The sequence below is a fragment of the Leucothrix mucor DSM 2157 genome, from assembly GCF_000419525.1.
Classification (GTDB): Bacteria; Pseudomonadota; Gammaproteobacteria; order Thiotrichales; family Thiotrichaceae; genus Leucothrix; species Leucothrix mucor.
The window spans coordinates 2,087,227-2,104,815 of record NZ_ATTE01000001.1 but is presented as its reverse complement, the minus strand read 5'-3'; the positions used below and the strand labels follow the sequence as shown (position 1 = coordinate 2,104,815).

Here is a 17,589-nt window from a genome sequence, read left to right as displayed (position 1 = left end):
GGTGTCCTTATATTTTAAAAGGTTTTTCTGCGTGCGTTAAGCTCGTATTTGTGTTGGGTATTCTATCATTATCAGCGTTACCCCAACTTGATGCACGTAGGAACACAGGAAATGCTTACTTTACAACACTGGTCCAAATACCTATGCAACTGCTTGGTTGTGGCATTGCTCGTGTTGTCTGTGGACTTTGCTTTTGCTGATGAGATTACCATCGGCGTGCGGGCCAATCGCGGTATCGAGAAAGGAATCAAGAAGTGGCAGCCGACGGTTGATTATTTAAACAGCCGGATTCCTGAGCATCATTTTGTATTATCTCCCTATGAGAGTATTGAAGGCTTAAGCGCTGCGGCAGCTCGCGGCGAGTTTCATTTTGTGCTGACCAGTCCTTCCTCATACACACAAATGGAGTTTGAGCTTAGCGCAACGCGTATTCTAACTCTGATGAATAAGCGTAAGAATCTGGCGCTGAATAGCTTTGGCTCGGTGATTTTTACGCGATCAGATCATACAGATATACAAACTATTCCCGACCTTAAGGGTAAAAGCTTTATGGCGGTCTCCGAAGGCGGATTCGGCGGCTGGCGAGTGGCTTGGGGTGAGCTTAAAACACATTATGGCATTGATCCCTTCGAGGATTTTGCTTCGCTGACGTTCAGCGGTGGCGTGCAGGAGAAAATCGTGATCTCGGTGCGCGATGGTCTTGTCGATGCCGGCTCAGTGCGTACCGATATGCTGGAGCGTATGGCCGCTGATGGGCAGATCAACTTAGATGATTTTCGGGTGCTTGGCGAGCGAAAGACTGCGGGTTATCCATTCAAGCATTCCACGCGCCTGTATCCTGAGTGGCCATTTGCCAAATTCCCTAAAGCCTCAAACGAACTGTCCAATAGTGTTGCTCGTGCGCTGATGGATATTAAGCCAGCGGATGCTGCAGCGGTTTCAGGTAAGTATGTAGGGTGGACGGTTCCTTTAAGTTACAACAGTGTTCATGAGTTGCTAAAGACCTTAAAAGTGAGCCCTTATGAAAATTACGGGCAGGTGACGCTAATTGAAGCAATCCACCAGCACTGGAAGTGGGTCTTAAGTTTAGGCATTGCTGTCGCTCTCGCTTTTCTGGCATTGTTTTGTGCTTTTTGGAGTATGAGAACGCGTAAAAAATTAGAAGATTCGATCAAGCATATGGCCAACCACGATATGCTCACTAATTTGCCTAACCGGGCTTTACTGATGGACCGCCTTGGTCACGCCTTGGCAAGAGCAAATCGTAATCACACAAGAGTCGCAGTATTGTTTCTCGATCTGAATAATTTCAAACCCATTAACGATACGCTCGGGCATTTAGTGGGTGATAAAATCCTCAAGAAAATAGCCGAAAGAATGCTCTCCTGCTTTCGCGAATCCGATACCGTGGCTCGCTATGGCGGTGATGAGTTTGTCATCGTCATGTCGGATGTGAAAAGCATCAACGAGGTCACTGCCATGGCGAAAAAGATCGATAATCTGATGTTAGAGCCGATTGATTTAGGGGATGAAGAGGCGGTACTAGGTGCCAGTATTGGAATCTCCCTGTACCCTTATGATGCAACTACGCCGGAAGCATTAATTCATATCGCGGATGACGCCATGTATGTCGCTAAGAAGCTAGGCAAGCGGCCTGAGCATTAAGAGCATTACTCAAGCCCTTTGATCTAAACCCTATCACCTCATCCCATTGCAACATCGCTGTTTCGGCGCTTGCGATCTGCCAAATCCTGCCGCCAAGTGATATACGCCAGCAACACCCAAATGGTATGGAAAATAAAGCCGCCTAGAATGACCCACTCACCTGCAATTGGCCCAATATCGGCACGCTGAAACAGCTGCTGGTAATGCTCTAATGGCGTAGGGTGAATCAGCAGCTTGCCGTAATAAGCGATCGCCTGAACACTAATAATCCAAATATAGTTTTGACGTAAGCGGCGGCCTATCGCTCTTATGTAGCTGATATGGTACTGGGGCTGACAATAATCGTGGGCCAGTAGCTCAGCCCATTCGGCATCGTGTTGATGCCTTTCCCTGCGCAGTAGCGGCACGTAAAACTCGGTTTCAATCAGCCGCGCTCTGGCTCGCCACACATTGAAATAACGATAACGGCGCGCTTCAAAAAACAAGAAAACAGTAATCAATAATCCCACTAAAATCATCGGCAGCGGGGTAGAGCCTTTATTGGCAAAGGTAATTGAAAGTGCCAATCCAGTGGTGACGATTGCCCAGTTGGTGGTGTTATCCAAACGCGTTCGCCAGGTGGTCGATCGGTAAACTTCGCCTCGGTAAAGATGGGCGATGGCTCCTATCTCAGCGGCGCTGAATTCAGGGAGTTTTTCGTTGGATCTATCCTTCTGACTGATAGTTTTGGACTGGATTATGCTCATAAATAACTGGCACTCTAAATTAATGATCTCCTCGGGCGGAAATAATAACATTTTAGGATAACTTTTTGTGAAAACGTATCCATTTAGGTATAGGCTATAACTAGGTGTTAGTTGCCTGAAAAAGTATCATTAACGAAGTCAAAAGGGAGAGGAATGATGGGGAAAAAGCCACAACAGTATGCACAGCAAACCATGGCATTCATTTTAGCGGGAGGACGTGGCAGCCGTTTACAAGAGTTGACAGAAAAGCGAGTGAAACCCGCAGTCTACTTCGGCGGAAAAACCCGAATTATCGACTTTGCATTATCCAATGCAGTTAACTCCGGGATTCGGAGAATTGGCGTTGCAACGCAATATAAATCACACAGCTTAATTCGTCACCTGCAACGCGGCTGGAGTTTCTTTCGTGCCGAGCGCAATGAATCATTAGATATTTTACCCGCCTCGCAGCGCATGAACGACACCGACTGGTACAAGGGTACTGCCGATGCCGTAACTCAAAATATTGATATTATCGAAGCCTATAATGTTAAGTATATTTTGGTGCTCGCAGGAGACCATATTTACAAGCAAGATTACTCGGTGATGATTCAGCAGCACGTCGAAAGTGGCGCTGATGTCACCGTCGGTTGTATCGAAGTACCGCGCGATGAAGCCAGCGGCTTTGGTGTGATGAGTGTGGATGATACTGACCGTGTCTTGGACTTTATTGAAAAGCCCGCTGATCCACCGGCGATGCCTGGTCATCCTGATCTGGCCTTAGCCAGTATGGGAATCTATGTATTTGATACAGCGTTCTTGATGGACCTGTTGAGAAAAGACAGCGAGAATCCCGATTCTACGCATGACTTTGGTCACGATCTGATTCCGGATCTGGTTAAAAATGGCAAAGTGGTTGCGCATCCGTTTAGCCGCTCTTGTGTGCGTAGTGCCTCTGAGCCTAAGCCTTACTGGCGCGATGTTGGAACGGTTGATGCTTACTGGCAGGCCAATATGGATCTGACCGATTTTGCGCCTGAGCTTGATATCTATGATAACGAATGGCCAATTTGGACTAACTCCGAACTGACGCCGCCGGCTAAGTTTATTCACAATGAAGAAGGTCGCCGTGGTAATGCGGTCTCCTCAATGGTGTCGGGTGGTTGCATTATTTCTGGTGCTCAGCTGGAGCGTTGCTTGCTATTCACTCGCGTAAAAGCTCATTCGTATTCAAGCCTGACGGGTGCGGTGGTATTGCCAGATGCAGTGATTGGGCGTCACGCCAAGCTAACCAATGTGGTGATTGATAGTGGAGTCATCATTCCTGAAGGTTTGGTAGTTGGTGAAGACCCTGAATTAGATGCGAAGCGCTTTAGACGTACCAAGTCCGGTATTTGTTTGATTACTGCAGCGATGATCGAGAAGTTAGATAAAGAATAATAGTCAATAGAAGCTGCCAAAGGCCTCTTTACTGCGAGTGTTGTAGGCCTTTGGATAGCGACAGCCAACGATCAAACGCTTGGCTGCGTAGTGTGTCCGTTTTTGCATACCAGCCTGTGTCTCTAAACAGCGAGCGTTTCAAGTGATTCGGATTGGTCGGTAAATGGTGCATCATTAGCGTTCCTTCGATAGGGTGATTGCCAATGTATTTCAGCGCGCTTGATCGCGAAGGGCCATAGGGAATGCGTTCGGCTAACCTCGCCATTTGTTTGGGCTGTGTGGCAAAGCGAATAAACTGTGTGAGTGCAGGACCTGGCTTTTTTATGGCCGCTGGAATCACCCAGATACTGCGATCAATAATTTGGCCATCCCAGAGCAAGGTGATGGCTTTATTACTGGTCTGGTCATCGAAAAAACGGCCATTGTAGCCTGAGCTCATGGTGACTTTTCCTTCGGACAAGAGTTGCCCCGGCTCTTCTGGTTTATCCCACCAGACGATATTTCCGCGCAGGCTTTCCAGTCGTCTAAACGCTAAGCGTAAACCGCGTTCGGTACTTAGTAAGTCGTAAACCTGACTGATCGGAACGCCATCGGCCATGAGTGCCCATTCTAAAATGGTGCCGGAGTTTTTACGTAAGCCACGTTTGCCCGGAAAGCGTTTCAGGTCAAAGAAGTCTTTAATGGTGGATGGCTTTTCATCCTGAAAGGCATTGGTATTAAATGCGACCAAGGTTGCGAAGGTCATGTGTGCCACGCCGCAGGGTAAAAACGCTTTAGGAAGAAAATCGTCTTTAACTGATAGTCCCGCTTTTTCAGGGGCAACTACCGGTACAAAGTCCATCTTGTGCAATAAGCCTTTTTCACAGGCTAACTGGCCGTCAGCTTCTTCCATATCGACCAAGTCAGGCACATTGTCGCCGGTGAGCATATCCAGCCCGCCTTGTTGCAGCTGGGTGTTAATTTTTATGCCGGTTTGTGCTTCGAAGGGCGTAAACAAAGCTTGCTGCTGAGCCGCCTGATACGCGCCACCCCAGGTTGAAATCGTGATGCTTGGTTGCTCGTCGGCGACTGCTGAGCTGACGAGCAGCGCGAGTGCCACACCACATAACAATGAAGATAGTTTTGGGATAACACGGGCTTCAGACTGCTGCATTTTCTTCCTTCCTTAGCTCATGAACAATTTCAAGATAGGCAACGATTAGGTTGGCTTCTGTGATCATTCCCACCAGTTGGCCATTGGCGCAAACCACCGGAACGGCTTCGCCTACAAAGCCTTCAACTTGTTTCATCGCCTCCCAAATGGTAGTGGTCTCATCAAACTGTGGCCAGTCTTTAAATAGCAGGCTCTCAAGAGAAGCGCTGTCGGCTTGGCCGATGACATCCTGAATCCGTAACATGCCGCGATACTTTCCGTCATCGTCAATAATGGCCGCTTCGGAGTGTCCTTTCTTAACTAAAGCTTGGATAACTTCTGCCACGGTGAGTGAAATATTGTAGGCGACATAGTTGCCTGTCGGGCGATCAATCACTTTGCAATCATCAAGCATGGCGCGATCACGCCCCGAGGCTAAGTTGATGCCTTTGCCAGCGAGTTGCACATCAAAGATAGAGCGACCAAATAAGCGGAAGGCGAGGAGGTTAGCAAACACCACCGCCACCATCGCGGCAACGGTTAAATGATAGTTTTGAGTGAGTTCAAAGACGATAAGAATGGTGGTTAATGGCGCGCCGATAACCGGACTGGCCAATGCCATCATGCCGCAAATAGCATAGACTGCCAGACCGGAGTTTGGCACGCCGATGAGTTCGAGTAGCGACCAGAATAAGGCTCCAAACAGGATTCCAATCAGGATTACCGGGCTGAACACGCCGCCTGCAAAACCAAAGCCAACGCACACTGCAGTAAGCACAATTTTGGAGAAAACCAGCAAGGCGAGCTCTGAATTGGTGAAGGCACCTTCGATGGTGGCAAAGCGTAGCACTTCATTACCCATGCCCAGCACATCGGGTAATCCCAGTGCGACTAAGCCAACGAGTAATCCTGCCAGTGCGGGGCGATACATGGGGCGAAGCGGTAAGCGTTGCCCAACCTTAAACATCGATAGGGTGAGGCGCATAAACACGGTAGCCAGTGCCGCGCAAGCCACACCCAGCACTGCAAATAAGCCGAACTCATAGCCATTTTCAACACCCGGAAATTCCACCAAAAACAGTGCAGGGCGCTCGAAAATCACATTGGCGACCACATACCCAGTAGCAGCCGCCACGGTGGTTGGTGCAAATGCTTGTAAGGAGTAATGCCGTAAAATCACTTCATGCGCAAAAATAAGGCCGGCAATGGGGGCATTAAAAGCGGTGGAAATAGCCGCCGCCACACCGCTGGCAATGGCGATCGATTGTAAGTTGGGAATCTGTAGGTTTAGCTTTGCCACCCAGCCGCCGCATAAAGAGCCCAAATACACCATCGGGCCATATTGGCCAACCGATGCGCCACATCCCAATGAGATGGCTGCCGCCATTGTCGAGACTAAGCCTGAGCGTGAGTCAGGTAAATCACAGCGCAACTGCACGGCTTTAATACTATCGGGTGGGCCTAGCGGGCGTTTGGTTTTGGAGCAATATTGCAGTAGCCAGCCAACAACCACACCGCCTAAGGTCGGCACCAAAATAGTGGCGGCAGTGAGTAGCAGCGGGTCTTGGACTTGTACGCGTGTGCGGGGAGAAATGAGTAGCACATTATTGAGCCAATCGACGGCCTCAACAAAGGCAATGGCCGCCAGCGAAACAATAACCCCCAACACACAAGCCATTACCGCGAGGACTGTAAAGCGGTAAAAGATTGTGGCGGGCGTTAGATTGGATATCATTGCAAGAGATTAGGCCAGAATCAGGGGATTAACAAGAGGCAGGTGGCTGCGATTCCCGTGTCGAAATATTGTAAGTCGCGCCTTGCGATAGGATATGCATTTTCACGCCGAGTAGGGTGATGGCTTCTTTACCGCTGGCTTCTGCCATTGACGAGTGCGCCAGCTCGGATGGATCAATCACGGTGACCGAACCGACGCCGACCACTTCCAGCACATCATCAGGTCCGATAAAGGCCGCAGTGTTTTCACAAATGCCTAAGCCTGATGCAAAGGGGTTGTATGAGACTGCAGAGAGCAAACGACCCAAACGATTACGCTGACTGAAATGTTGGTCGATAATCACTTTATTTAATAAGCCCAAGCCCGGCGCAAAGGTTACGCCTTCTGCGGTCGGCAATGCGCCTTTCGCGCCGCCGGCAATCATGTGCTCTGGCATAATCGCCGCACCTGCGGAAGTGCCAGCCACGTGTACGCCTTTGGCATTTTGACGGCGAATGGCTTGCGCAATCGGTGTGCCACCTAAAATAGTCGACAGGCGCAATTGATTACCACCGGTAATAAAGATGCCGTTGGCCTGCATGAGTGTGTCGAGGTAGTCATCCTGACGGGCTTCCTCGCGGGTATTAATTGGTAATGACACCGCATTTCCCGCACCCAAATCATGAAAGACTTGTTCGTAATTCGGTCCGGTTTCATCCAGCTGCGAGGCCGTTGGAATGATAACGATACGCGCATCGCTGCTACCACATAAATCCACAAACCGTTGCAGAATCACCGGATCGTCAAAACGCTCTTCTGCGCCCCCGACCGGGATAACAAAACCACGCACTGCATCACCTTTAACTTTAGCTGGACACATACAAACCCCTATTCGAAAGTGCCTTTCATTATTAATGCCTTATCCCGCAGATGCCAGCGCCCCAGCGCCATTACGTCGTTGATCGAGTAATCGGCGTCTAACACCAGCAAATCAGCATCGGCCCCTGTTGCGATCTTTCCTTTGGCAGGAAGGCGTAACAAATGAGCCACATTAGCGGTGAGCGAGGATAGCACATCCTCCAGTGCCATACCTTGCGCTGTGACTGTTTTTAAAGTGGCGAGTAGCGTTTCTGAGCGACCAAAGTCCATTGCCACCACAGCTCCGCTTGCATCAAAGGCTGGCATACAGCCGCCGCCATCGGAGCTAATGGTGATCTGCTTTAGCGGGCAGCCACGCTCCTTTGCTAGCAATAAAGCTTCTGCGGCGCTCCAGCCATCATCCACCGCATCATCTGGGAATGCGGTAATGTCGATATAAATACCTTGCGATAACATCTCACAAGCTTCGTCAAATAAGGGCTTATTGCGGTTGACATGGGTGGGGTTAAACACGCGTGCCGGTAGCTCGGTTTCTGCCAGCGCGCGTTTGATCAGCGCTAGTTTGCGTGAGCCATCGCCCAGATGAAAATGCACAATGCCCGCTTTTCCGGTCATTAATCCGGCGACGTGTGCATCGCTGGCAATGCGGATCACTTCTTCAAACTGTGGCTGTGAGGAGCGGTGATCGCTAATTGCAAACTCACCGACGCCAATGATGGGTTCCATATAGACAATGTCTTCACGCGCGCTGCCCATCAGCGTAGTGAGTGGGTAATGATAGCCACCGGTCCAGCAGTAGGCGCTCATGCCTTCTTCACGTAAGCCATAGACTCGCGATAGCAAATTGCCCGTGCTGCGGGTAGTGTCATCGGTGCCAAGCAAGCCAACTACTGTCGTTACGCCAAACGCGGTGAACTGGCTGAGTGGCACAGGGGGCACTTGTGTGGCAAAGCCTGCTTCGCCTCCGCCGCCGGTAATGTGTGCATGGGCGTCGATAAAGCCGGGCGTGAGAATGCGGCCTTGCAGGTCAATATCATCGGCGACGATTGAAGCGGGTAGCTCCAGCGCCTCATCGGTAATGGCCAGTATTTTCCCACCGCCAACTAATACGGTTTTTAGCCCCAATGGCTGTGGCGCATAGACATTGGCATTGCGCAAAATGGTTAAACCCGTCACTGTTTTCTTATCCTTTCTAGAGTGTTTTTGTAAGCGGATCGGGACCGCTTTAAATTAATTTTTGGCTATGACAGGCTATTGTAATTGGCAAGTCATGGCGCTTTGTCGCTGTTTAGTGAAATGCTTTTTTATCGACTCAGTAGCGCAGCCATATCATCCCGCTGACTCAATGCCATCACAAAGACCAGATCATCCGCTTGCAGCTGCTCAAGTATGTCGGAGAATCCCGCTAACGGGCTATCTGCTTGCTGAATTGCAGCTTGCGCCAACCCAGTTTCTCGCACTGCCGCTGCAATGATAGCAGGCATATCACCTAACGCTCTGCCACGAAGATACGGAGGTAGCTCACACACCCACACGCCATCGGGGTTCATCGCCATTGCAGATAAAGTCATGGCACGGGCCTCTTCATCGCTGCGATCGCCGGGCAGGCACAATAGCAGGAGCTTGCGGCTGGCGGGCATATTTTTCAGCGTTGTTGCCATGGCATCCATGCTATGCACATTGTGTGCAAAATCGAGCATGACTTGCGCGCCATGATAACTAAATAAATTGCCACGCCCCGGGTTGTCCGCGGCATTACTATTAAAGCTCATTAGGGCTGATTTTATTGCACTGGCGTCCACATCCAAGGCGGTGCTTAGCGCCACGGCACCCAAAGCATTTTGGATATTGTGAATGGCTGCGCCTTGCAGCGTCATTGGAATATCGTTGACTGCGACGATTTGGTTTTCCGTGCCATCAGCGCTTACATAGATAATCTGCTGGTCACGAACAAAGCACACGGCTTGTCCTTTGCTTTTAGCCTGAGCAATAACCGGATTGTTCTCATCCAGCGAGAACCAAGTGATTTTAGCGGGAAGGGCAGCTGGCTGCACGGTAATACCGTCTTCACTGCTGTCGCCATCGCTAATACAAACCGGCGCTAAGTAGTTTTTCTCCTGAGCGGCAAACTGCTTAACAAAAGTCACTAAGTTTGCATCATCGGCATTGAGTACCAGCGTGCCATCTTTAGCCACTCCTTTGGCGACCAGCATTTTCACGGCGGTGAGTGCGGCGACGGTATTAATGCCATATTGGCCCAAATGATCGGAGGCGACATTGGTGACTAGCGCGGCATTGACCTGAGGGATAGGCAAGCCACGGCGCAATAAGCCACCGCGGGCCACTTCCAGCACAGCCACCTCAGTTTCCGGATGGCGCAGTAACAAGCGCGCACCTCCCGGACCTGAGTAATCACCTTTATCAATAATGGTATCGCCCACCCGAATGAAATCGGTGGAGGTGACGCCACAGCGTAAACCGGCTTGTTGCATAATATGCGAGGTCAGGCGCACGCTGGTTGATTTGCCATTGGTGCCAGTGACTAGCGCCATGGGAATGGTTTTATAATGCGACCAATCCAATTGCTTTGGATCAGGCAACTTCTGCACTGGCCAGACTTCAGCGCTGCGCCCATAGCCCAACGACACAAAATCATCATCCACCAAACAATCGACCTTGTGTTGCTCAGCCGCTTGCATAATGGCTAGTAACTTTGGATTACGCTCGGCCTCAAGTGTATTAAGCAGGGTTTTGCTTAGCTCAGTCAGCGTGATCTCAGAAACCGTTTTGCTATTAAGCAATTGCTCAACGGTTAAAGCCCATGCCGCTTCATTGATTTCAGTCGCCGCATATAAAGCATCCATCGGCGCAGAAAATCCGAGCGAGACGCCATCCTCAAAAATCCGGTAAATGCGCTGCTCAGCTTGCCAATCGACTGCAGATAATAACGGCGCTAACTGTGCCAGCCAGACATCGACCACTTGCTGCTTATCGACACCTTCAACAAAGGCATCGATCACTGCACCGGGTCGATCCATAAAAAAGTTCTTACCCGTTAGGCGGCGCGAGTCATCCAGTGTAAATACTGGATGACTCGCTGACACATTGCTGGCATCGCTTACTGAGTTGGTTAAATCTTTATCAGTCATGGGCTTAATCCGAGTCTTCGCTATCGGTTGCTTCAATACGCACACCGCGCTCGTCTTTCACCAGCTTCATGCCCGCTTCCAATACAAAGGGATCTGCTTCGCCACTATCCAGCATCGGCACAACCTTTGGCGGCTTGGTGGCGTTTTTGGTGCTATCGACAACATCCTCTAATTCGTCATCCGCATTTGGCTCGCGGTTAAAGCGGGTGATTTGCTTCCAGCTTCGCGTAATGGCATCGCCAAAAATCAGCAGTAAATCGTCAGGCTCAGCTTTAGCTAAGGCCTGATCAATCGCCTCTTGCTCATCGGGGATTATAATAATCGCCTCATCAGCAACCCCAGCTTCGCGCAATGCGGCAGCAATCATCTGTGGTACTTCATCATCGCCACGTCCGCGACGGTCATCATCCGCCTTACAGATATACAGATCAAAATGTCCCGCCGCAGCTTTACCAATATTCACCAGATCTTCATCACGACGATCACCAGGGCCAGCCAAGACCACAATGCGCTTACCGGCGACTTCCAGCTTGGTAGCCAGTTGCGACATTTGTGTGATGCTGGCGGCGTTATGGCCATAATCCAGAATCACGCGGAAGGCATGCTCATCGTAGACATTCATTCGACCCGGAGCTTGGAAGAAGCTGGTGTCGAAGGTGCGTAAACCATGACGGATTTCATCCAGCGATTTGCCTAAGCTGAAGGCCATTGCCGCTGCAAACATGGCGTTTTGCACATTGTGCGTGGCTTTACCTTCCAGCGTTGCGGGAATCAAATGCGTCCAGAGCAGCGGAATGTGTGCGCCTTTATCATAGATGGTAATCATTTCGCCATTGATGCCGGACTCCAGCACCACCGCGCGGCCACCGGAGCGGATATGCTCGCGTACCAAGCCGTGTTGAATATTCAGCGTGACATAGCAAATGTGCTTGGCGCGAGTGTGGCTAGCCATTTTCAGGCAGAGTGGGTCATCGGCATTGAGCACAGCCGTATCATTGGCAACCTCCACCACGATGCGCTTAATCTCTGCCAGCTCTTCCAGCGTATTGATGCCGCGCAGGCCGAGGTGGTCGCTCTGCACATTCAAAATCGCGGACACATCAGTTTCGTGATAACCCAAACCGGAGCGCGCAATACCGCCACGTGCCGTTTCCATGACCGCACAATCCACCGCCGGATCACGCAATACAATCTGCGCGGAAGCAGGGCCGGTCATATCACCTTTTACTGACAGCTTGCCGTCGATATACACGCCATCGGTCGAGGTCATACCGACAATATGGCCGGAGGATTTCAGGATATTCGCCAGCATTCTTGAGGTGGTGGTTTTACCATTGGTGCCGGTAATTGCGGCGATCGGGATGCGGCTCGGCGTGCCGGGTGGAAACAGCATGTCAATCACTTTGCCCGACACATCACGTGGCTGGCCTTCACTTGGGGCTACGTGCATGCGGAAGCCTGGTGCGGCATTTACTTCAACAATCCCGCCGCCGACATCTTTATACGATTGGGTAATATCGGAGGTTAGGAAATCCACGCCACCAACATCCAAGCCAACAGCGGTAATCGCACGCACGGCCATTTCACGGTTATCAGGATGCACCTGATCGGTCATATCAATCGCGGTGCCGCCGGTTGATAAATTGGCGGTATCCCGTAAGTAGAGAATGTTGCCTTCATCCAAAATACTGTCTGGCGTGTGGCCGGCATTGGCTAACAAGCGCTGGGCTTGGTCATCCATTAATAGCTGGGTTAATACCTTTTCATGACCCACACCTCGTCGTGGGTCGCTGTTTACAATCTCAATTAACTCGCTAATCGTGTGCTTGCCATCACCGGTGACGTGTCCTGGAACGCGTTTGGCAACCGCCACCAGCTCGCCATTGACCACCAACATGCGATGATCCATTCCGGTCAGGTAAGATTCCACCAATACTGCTCGGCTGGTGCCTTGGGTGCGGGCAAAATCAAAGGCGGTAGTGACCTCTTCATCGCTGCGTAAATTGATCGATACACCGCGACCATGATTGGCATTCAGTGGCTTAACCACAACCGGAAAGCCAATTCGCTTAGCGGCTCTTACGGCTTGCTCAGCGCTGTGAATCATTTGTTGTCGTGGCACTGGCAGGCCCAAATCGCTTAGCAAATTATGGGTGTCTTCTTTATCGCAGGAGATTTCAACTGCAATGTGGTTGGTATGGCTGGTGATGGTGGCTTGAATGCGTTGTTGGTGTTTGCCTTGCCCGAACTGCACCAGCGAGTAATTGTTTAAGCGAATCCATGGGATATTGCGCGCTTCAGCGGCATGCACTAATGAGGCGGTACTCGGGCCAAATTCTTTGCGTTGTGCAAAGCGGATAAAGTCATGCAGCTCGGTTTCAAAATTAAAGTCTGCATCGATGTCAGTATGTAATTGCTTGGCAATCTCCTTAGGTAACAAGGAAATCAGTAAGCTGCGACCAAGTTTTCCGGCGGCTAAGCCCACGTCACGCTGGCGGTATTCAAAGACCATATTGTATTGGCCGGGCTTGGTGGCGCTGCGCGTTTTACCAAAGGTGACATCGGAGCCTGCCAAACTTTGTAATTCCAGCACGACGTGTTCCCAGATGTGGCCCATCCACGTGCCTTCGTCTTCACGCAAGCGGCGCAAGAATCCACCGGGCTCACCGTAGGAGCAACCGTGTTCGGCTAGGCTGGGGATTGCGCTAACCAAGCCATCAATAAATGCATCACCCAAGACGACGGAAGGGTAGTCTTCCAGCACACCAATATCGATGACATGGCGAATGACTGGAAATAAAGCAAAGACGTTAGGCCCGACGTAGACGTTGGTTGAAATGATTTGCATGCAGCGCTCCTGAGGGGAACCACCACGCAACAGACTGAGCTGAGGTGGATGGTTGATTGGGGAGCCTCAATATAACACTGTTAGGGGGAAATACACGCAATGTCATATGGGCATGTATCTCCTAAAATTTGCTAACGGCAGTACCTAGGATTGCCAGTCTTCTAAACGTAAGCCTGTGACCCGAGAAAACTCACGAGTATTATTGGTGACAAACACGGCGTCGTAAGCACGAGCAATAGCCGCAATCAGTAAATCATTCGGCCCAATCAGCTGGCCTTGAGCTGCCAAGATCGCTTTGATTTGACCATACTCTGCGGCGCAACGATCATCAAAAGGGAGGCTTCCTAATGGTGCGAAGAAGAACTTCATCCGTTCAAGGTTTGATTCCACCTGCTGGCTTTTTCGGGCTCCGTAATATAATTCTGCTTTTACAACACTGCACAAATTGATTTCATGAGGCTCGTGTCGACGGAACCGCTCTGCAACGACACCCGTAGGGCGATTAATGATTTGAATGCAGGTATTTGTATCCAGTAAATACATTAATCAAACTCCAAGCGCGTTTCGTATTCACCTTGATCCGGTCGAACAATATCTTCTCCTTCCCAAGCAGCTAAGCTCTCGAAATAGCCCTCGGGCCAGCCTTTAGCCTGTGGCGTGGCTGCTTGCAGCTCAGCATCATCGGCTAAGGTGACGGAAAAAGGTAAACCACGCTTCATCTTGATCTGCTCAAAATACATGGTAATTGCTTGCGTTGTTGTCATGCCAAGACGAGATAAGATGGACTCAACATCTTCTTTTAGCTCAGGGGCTATACGTGCATTGATGGCTGCAGTCTTCATGATTATCACCTCATATGTATTGCATTAAACTTACATTGCAATACAAATTATAGCGTCGCCATCCCTGAAAAACTAGTCCGATTTTCGGCTCGACCGCCTTGGCAGATTTGTAGACAAAGCCAAAAACGGTCTATCATTTAATACCTGTCTTCTGGATTGGCCGCTATAACTTAGACGCCCAAATCGCAATCCGGTGCTTCATCGAAAGCTGTGAAATCTGATCATTAGGTAAAGGCTGAATGATTTTATCGTGCACTAACAGACGGTAAATATACTCAATTTTATCCGCCGCAGAATCAGTGGGTTCAAATTCAACAACGCCACGCGCCTCGCCATACTTCACGCCTTCTGCGATTGCCTTTTTAACCATCTCTTTTTCATTTTTTAGTTTTTTCATAGTCGGCCTCCTGTGTGATTAATCTTTAGTCTAGCAGAAATGGGTTGAGGTCGGTGGATGCTTGCGGCTTTTCATTTTAGCTACCGTCCGTCTGTCACGTCTCAATAGCCTCCTATAGCTCTGTGCCTGTTCCATGCCTGACAATCCAAGGATAGTGTCTTTGATAATGACTGAACAATAACCAAATCTGCTGAATGTTTACTCCCCCAACATTTAGTTGCTTATTGAATCAGCTCGCCTAAAGGAAGAAGGGACTCACACTATGAAAACACAATTACTACGCCATGCTTTGCTGCTGATGCCATTGGCGATATCAGCGAATGCACTGGCCAACTCTCAAAGCGGTAGCTGGACTAACGTTATTCCAATGGAAATCGTGCCGGTGGCGGTGGCCAATCTGCCCGATGGCAATTTGCTAACGTGGTCAGCCAAAGACCGACTCGCCTTCGGCGGCAATGAGGGCAAAACCTATACCTCTATTTTCGACCCTTATAACCAAACCTCATCCACGGTACTCGTTAGCAATACCGGCCACGATATGTTTTGTCCGGGTATTAATAACTTGCCGGATGGGCGCGTGTTAGTCGCAGGTGGTTCGGGTAACGACAAAACTAGTATTTACAATCCCGCGACCGGCAATTGGGAAGCAGGTGAAGCGATGAACACGATTCGCGGTTACCAAGGCAATGTCACCATGGGTGATGGCTCGGTGTTTACGCTGGGCGGCTCATGGAGTGGGCCAATTGGCGGTAAGAACGCCGAGTTATGGACGCAGGAGTCCGGTTGGGTGGCTTACCCTGAAATCACCTCCGATGCCACGGTGCGCGATGGTTCGGAAGAGGAGCCACAAGGCGAGTACCGTGATGATAACCACGCGTGGCTGTGGGCGGCACCTAACGGAAAAATTTTCCATGCAGGCCCAAGTCGGAATATGCATTGGATTGACCCGGATGGCGCGAATAAAGTCGTCAACGCTGGAACTCGCGGTAATGATCCGTACTCCATGAACGGCACGACCGTGATGTACGATGTTGGCAAAATTCTGAAAGTAGGGGGCGCAGAAGCCTATGGCGGCGGCTATCCCGGTACGAAACTAACGCACATTATCGACATCAATAATGACACGCCAGTGGTTGAAGAAGTGCAGAACATGGCCTTTGCCCGCACGCTGCATAATTCGGTTGTGTTACCTAACGGTGAAGTGTTTGTGGTTGGCGGCATGAAAAAGACCATCATCTTCTCTGATTTAGATGCGGTACTTACGCCAGAACTGTGGAACCCTGCTACTAAAACCTGGACTCAGCTAGCCGCAATGGCCACACCACGCACCTATCACAGCAGCGCTATTTTGCTGAATGATGGACGTATTTTTGTTGGCGGTGGCGGCCTGTGTAACACCTGTACCACGAACCATCCCGATGCGGAAATTTACTCGCCACCATATTTGTTTAATGAGGGCAGCAGCACTTTAGCCACGCGTCCTGTTATTACCTCAGCACCGACTACCGCCACCTACGATGGCTATATCAATGTGATTACTGACACAGATATCAGCTCAATGTCATTAGTCCGCGCCAGCTCTGCAACGCACAGTGTGAATAACGAACAACGCCGTGTACCCTTAAGTTTTGATGTGAATGCGCCGCGCAATTACTCAGTTAAAATGCCAAGCCGCAATCTGGCACCACCGGGCAATTACATGCTGTTTGCAATGAATGCAGCCGGCACTCCCAGTATTTCTAAAGTTGTCCGCGTGGGGGATGCCTTTGTTGCGCCGCTACTGGCCGATGGGGAGTATTGGTTAGAAGCGCCAGATACCGAGCAACGCTTAGCCGCACCAAGCTGGAATAGTTTCAAATCACGCATGGTTAACGCTGGCCCTTGGGATGATCAGCGCTGGAAGATTAAGCATCTTGGCAGCCGTATCTATACCATCCAAAATACCTTTAGCGGTCGCTTCTTAGAAGTTGAGAATTCGGCCTGTGCTAACTTAAGTACGATCTCCGGAGCGACTTCCGATGTAGGTAAAAACCGCCGTTGGATTCTCACCCGCAATGGTGGTCAGTTTAACTTCCGCCCGCAGCATTGTAAGTCACAAGCGCTGGACCGTCGTGAAAATGCGGTCAATGCCGATGCCATCAGCTATAACTTTATCCCAAGCCACTTGCCTCAGTTATGGAATGTGAAAGCCGTTGCCGATACTAATCCATACCCCGTTGGCGTGAATGATGCCGTGAGTACGCCTGCGAACACTGAGCTGACTATTGATGTACTGGCTAACGATACGGGTGTGGGCTTGAGTATTTCCAGCTCTAATCCTTGGTCATTACGCGGTGGTCGGGTGTCGATTGTCACGGGTAAAATTGTCTACACGCCAAAGCAAGATTTTGTGGGTGAGGACAAGCTCTGGTATGTGTTGATGGACTTCCAAGGTCGCTTAAATAGTGGTCAGGTGACTATTAATGTGACTGGTGAAGCACCTTATCCGGTAGCTATTAGCGAGACGGTTAGCACGGGGCTAAACACAGCGCTGACGATTGATGTGTTGGCAAACGATACCGGCGTTGGTTTGAGCATTCTGGATGTTAACCAGTACTCGGTCAATGGCGCGACAGTCGCGGCGGTAAATAACAAACTAAACTACAAGCCACGCACTGGCTTTACTGGTATGGATAGTTTTTGGTATGCCATTAGCGATGCTCAAGGCCGTGCCAATGCCATTCAGGTGTTTGTGAATGTCGGTGGCTAGAAACGTTAACCGCAAGTGATGGCGTTCACCCCACAGGGTGGTGCCATTC

At 50.2% G+C, this 17,589-nt stretch carries 13 protein-coding genes; 3 read left to right on the top strand and 10 right to left on the bottom strand.

Annotated features, from left to right (window positions below; translation table 11 throughout):
* Window positions 1-111: 111 nt before the first annotated feature.
* Complete coding sequence (locus LEUMU_RS25380) at window positions 112-1,665, top strand: GGDEF domain-containing protein (RefSeq protein WP_022952030.1); 1,554 nt, start codon at window positions 112-114, stop codon at window positions 1,663-1,665.
* A gap of 38 nt (window positions 1,666-1,703) precedes the next feature.
* On the opposite strand, the gene LEUMU_RS0109370 is transcribed toward LEUMU_RS25380, so the two are convergent.
* Window positions 1,704-2,411, bottom strand: coding sequence for a DUF2270 domain-containing protein (locus LEUMU_RS0109370; protein ID WP_040504289.1), 708 nt, complete (start codon window positions 2,409-2,411; stop codon window positions 1,704-1,706).
* A gap of 153 nt (window positions 2,412-2,564) precedes the next feature.
* On the opposite strand from LEUMU_RS0109370, the gene glgC reads away from it, so the two are divergent.
* On the top strand, window positions 2,565-3,830 hold the full coding sequence (glgC, locus tag LEUMU_RS0109365; protein ID WP_026744635.1) for a glucose-1-phosphate adenylyltransferase: 1,266 nt from the start codon (window positions 2,565-2,567) through the stop codon (window positions 3,828-3,830).
* 28 nt (window positions 3,831-3,858) lie between these two features.
* On the opposite strand, the gene LEUMU_RS25375 is transcribed toward glgC, so the two are convergent.
* From LEUMU_RS25375 to LEUMU_RS0109320, 9 genes are all read right to left on the bottom strand, one after another.
* A complete protein-coding gene (locus tag LEUMU_RS25375) occupies window positions 3,859-4,983 on the bottom strand; it encodes an extracellular solute-binding protein (protein WP_022952027.1) in 1,125 nt (374 codons plus the stop codon).
* A complete protein-coding gene (locus LEUMU_RS0109355) occupies window positions 4,970-6,697 on the bottom strand; it encodes a chloride channel protein (RefSeq protein ID WP_022952026.1) in 1,728 nt (575 codons plus the stop codon). Before LEUMU_RS0109355 ends, LEUMU_RS25375 begins: the two co-directional genes overlap by 14 nt.
* Before the next feature lie 28 nt (window positions 6,698-6,725).
* Window positions 6,726-7,556, bottom strand: a complete 831-nt coding sequence (locus tag LEUMU_RS0109350) for a cyanophycinase (protein WP_022952025.1) — start codon at window positions 7,554-7,556, stop codon at window positions 6,726-6,728.
* Between the two features lie 8 nt (window positions 7,557-7,564).
* Window positions 7,565-8,731: a beta-aspartyl-peptidase gene (gene iadA, locus LEUMU_RS0109345; RefSeq protein WP_022952024.1), complete on the bottom strand. Its 1,167-nt coding sequence runs from the start codon at window positions 8,729-8,731 to the stop codon at window positions 7,565-7,567.
* A 128-nt stretch (window positions 8,732-8,859) separates the two neighbouring features.
* The gene (locus tag LEUMU_RS0109340) at window positions 8,860-10,704 is read right to left on the bottom strand and encodes a Mur ligase family protein (RefSeq protein ID WP_022952023.1); all 1,845 of its coding nucleotides are present in this window, start codon (window positions 10,702-10,704) and stop codon (window positions 8,860-8,862) included.
* Window positions 10,705-10,708: 4 nt separating this feature from the next.
* On the bottom strand, window positions 10,709-13,552 hold the full coding sequence (gene cphA / locus LEUMU_RS0109335) for a cyanophycin synthetase (protein ID WP_022952022.1): 2,844 nt from the start codon (window positions 13,550-13,552) through the stop codon (window positions 10,709-10,711).
* A gap of 144 nt (window positions 13,553-13,696) precedes the next feature.
* Entirely contained in the window at window positions 13,697-14,095 is a 399-nt protein-coding gene (gene vapC, locus LEUMU_RS0109330; protein ID WP_026744632.1) for a type II toxin-antitoxin system tRNA(fMet)-specific endonuclease VapC, read from the bottom strand.
* Window positions 14,095-14,394: a type II toxin-antitoxin system RelB/DinJ family antitoxin gene (locus LEUMU_RS25370; RefSeq protein WP_051155997.1), complete on the bottom strand. Its 300-nt coding sequence runs from the start codon at window positions 14,392-14,394 to the stop codon at window positions 14,095-14,097. Before LEUMU_RS25370 ends, vapC begins: the two co-directional genes overlap by 1 nt.
* Before the next feature lie 163 nt (window positions 14,395-14,557).
* Window positions 14,558-14,791 carry a DUF5062 family protein gene (locus tag LEUMU_RS0109320; RefSeq protein ID WP_022952020.1) on the bottom strand — a complete coding sequence of 78 codons (234 nt, stop codon included), beginning with the start codon at window positions 14,789-14,791 and terminating at the stop codon, window positions 14,558-14,560.
* A gap of 262 nt (window positions 14,792-15,053) precedes the next feature.
* On the opposite strand from LEUMU_RS0109320, the gene LEUMU_RS27880 reads away from it, so the two are divergent.
* On the top strand, window positions 15,054-17,540 hold the full coding sequence (locus LEUMU_RS27880; protein ID WP_022952019.1) for an Ig-like domain-containing protein: 2,487 nt from the start codon (window positions 15,054-15,056) through the stop codon (window positions 17,538-17,540).
* Window positions 17,541-17,589: the final 49 nt, after the last annotated feature.

Excerpts from the sequence above, each read along its gene's own strand:
- LEUMU_RS25380 (WP_022952030.1), top strand. The coding sequence starts at position 112 with ATGCTTACTTTACAACACTGGTCCAAATACCTATGCAACTGCTTGGTT.
- LEUMU_RS0109370 (WP_040504289.1), bottom strand. The coding sequence starts at position 2,411 with ATGAGCATAATCCAGTCCAAAACTATCAGTCAGAAGGATAGATCCAAC.
- glgC (WP_026744635.1), top strand. The coding sequence starts at position 2,565 with ATGATGGGGAAAAAGCCACAACAGTATGCACAGCAAACCATGGCATTC.
- LEUMU_RS25375 (WP_022952027.1), bottom strand. The coding sequence starts at position 4,983 with ATGCAGCAGTCTGAAGCCCGTGTTATCCCAAAACTATCTTCATTGTTA.
- LEUMU_RS0109355 (WP_022952026.1), bottom strand. The coding sequence starts at position 6,697 with ATGATATCCAATCTAACGCCCGCCACAATCTTTTACCGCTTTACAGTC.
- LEUMU_RS0109350 (WP_022952025.1), bottom strand. The coding sequence starts at position 7,556 with ATGTGTCCAGCTAAAGTTAAAGGTGATGCAGTGCGTGGTTTTGTTATC.
- LEUMU_RS0109340 (WP_022952023.1), bottom strand. The coding sequence starts at position 10,704 with ATGACTGATAAAGATTTAACCAACTCAGTAAGCGATGCCAGCAATGTG.
- cphA (WP_022952022.1), bottom strand. The coding sequence starts at position 13,552 with ATGCAAATCATTTCAACCAACGTCTACGTCGGGCCTAACGTCTTTGCT.
- vapC (WP_026744632.1), bottom strand. The coding sequence starts at position 14,095 with ATGTATTTACTGGATACAAATACCTGCATTCAAATCATTAATCGCCCT.
- LEUMU_RS25370 (WP_051155997.1), bottom strand. The coding sequence starts at position 14,394 with ATGAAGACTGCAGCCATCAATGCACGTATAGCCCCTGAGCTAAAAGAA.
- LEUMU_RS0109320 (WP_022952020.1), bottom strand. The coding sequence starts at position 14,791 with ATGAAAAAACTAAAAAATGAAAAAGAGATGGTTAAAAAGGCAATCGCA.
- LEUMU_RS27880 (WP_022952019.1), top strand. The coding sequence starts at position 15,054 with ATGAAAACACAATTACTACGCCATGCTTTGCTGCTGATGCCATTGGCG.